Below are 1,707 nucleotides of genomic sequence, written 5' to 3' on the forward strand. Positions count from 1 at the left end.
GCCGCGTCGTTGGTGCCCAGAATGTCGATGGCGACCGAGGTGTGGGTGCCATCGGCGCTGACGACATCGAAGTTCTCGGTGTAATGCTGGCCGTCGACGAACTCGTTGTGGGCAGAGCTTGCCGTATAGCTCCAGTTGCCGTCGGCATCGATCGAGAACGAGCCATAATTGCCGGCGGTGCCGGCCTGGGCGACGAAGTGCGGATCGCTATCGACGTCGCTGATCGTCAGGGCGCCGGAGGTGGAGATTGCCGCCGCCGTGTCGCCCTCGGTCAGGTTGACCGAGGCGGACGACAGCACGGCCGCATCGTTGGTGCCAAGAATGTCGATGGCGACCGAAGTGTGGGTGCCGTCGGCGCTGACGACATCGAAGTTCTCGGTGTAATGCTGGCCGTCGACGAACTCGTTGTGGGCAGAGCTTGCCGTGTAGCTCCAATTGCCATCGGCATCGATGGCGAAGGTGCCGTAGTTGCCGGCCGTTGCAGCCTGAGCGACGAAGTGGGGATCGCTGTCGACGTCGGAGATGGTCAGGTTGCCCGATGTCGAGATTGCCGCCGCCGTGTTGCCTTCGGTCAGGTTGACCGAAGCGGACGACAGCACCGCCGCATCGTTGGTGCCCAGAATGTCGATGGCGACCGAGGTGTGGGTGCCGTCGGCGCTGACGACGTCGAAGTTCTCGGTGTAGTGCTGGCCGGCCACGAACTCGTTGTGGGCAGAGCTTGCCGTATAGGTCCACGCGCCCGCTGCATTGATGGCGAAGGTGCCGTATGTTCCGACTGTCGCGGCCTGGGCGACGAAGGTCGCCGGACTGTCGACATCGGAGATGGTCAGATTGCCCGATGTCGAGATCGCCGCCGCCGTGTTGCCCTCGGTCAGGTTGACCGAAGCGGACGACAGCACCGCCGCATCGTTGGTGCCAAGGATATCGATGGCGACCGAAGTGTGGGTGCCGTCGGCGCTGACGACATCGAAGTTCTCGGTGTAATGCTGGCCCGCCACGAACTCATTGTGGGCGGACGACGCCGTGTAGCTCCAGTTGCCGTCGGCATCGATCGAGAACGAGCCGTAGTTGCCGGCGGTGCCGGCCTGGGCGACGAAGTGCGGATCGCTATCGACGTCGCTGATCGTCAGGGCGCCGGAGGTGGAGATTGCCGCCGCCGTGTCGCCCTCGGTCAGGTTGACCGAGGCGGACGACAGCACGGCCGCATCGTTGGTGCCAAGAATGTCGATGGCGACCGAAGTGTGGGTGCCGTCGGCGCTGACGACATCGAAGTTCTCGGTGTAATGCTGGCCGTCGACGAACTCATTGTGAGCGGACGAGGCCGTGTAGGTCCAATTGCCATCGGCATCGATGGCAAAGGTGCCGTAGTTGCCAGCCGTTGCAGCCTGAGCGACGAAGTGCGGATCGCTGTCGACGTCGGAGATGGTGAGCTGGCCACTCGTCGAGATTGCCGCAGCCGTATCGGCTTCGGTCAGGTTGACCGAAGCGGACGACAGCACCGCCGCGTCGTTGGTGCCCAGAATGTCGATGGCGACCGAGGTGTGGGTGCCATCGGCGCTGACGACATCGAAGTTCTCAGTGTAATGCTGGCCGTCGACGAACTCATTGTGAGCGGACGAGGCCGTGTAGGTCCAATTGCCATCGGCATCGATGGCGAAGGTGCCGTAGTTGCCGGCCGTTGCAGCCTGAGCGACGAAGTGGGGATCG

1 protein-coding gene is annotated in these 1,707 nt (G+C 63.4%); it reads right to left on the reverse strand.

The features are described from left to right. Window positions 1–1,707 (reverse strand): VCBS domain-containing protein (locus tag KVT37_RS31475; protein WP_217578910.1); only part of this gene is annotated, 1,707 nt, incomplete at both ends.

Origin of the sequence: Mesorhizobium sp. GbtcB19 (genome assembly GCF_019091085.1) — a bacterium.
GTDB lineage: Bacteria > Pseudomonadota > Alphaproteobacteria > Rhizobiales > Rhizobiaceae > Mesorhizobium.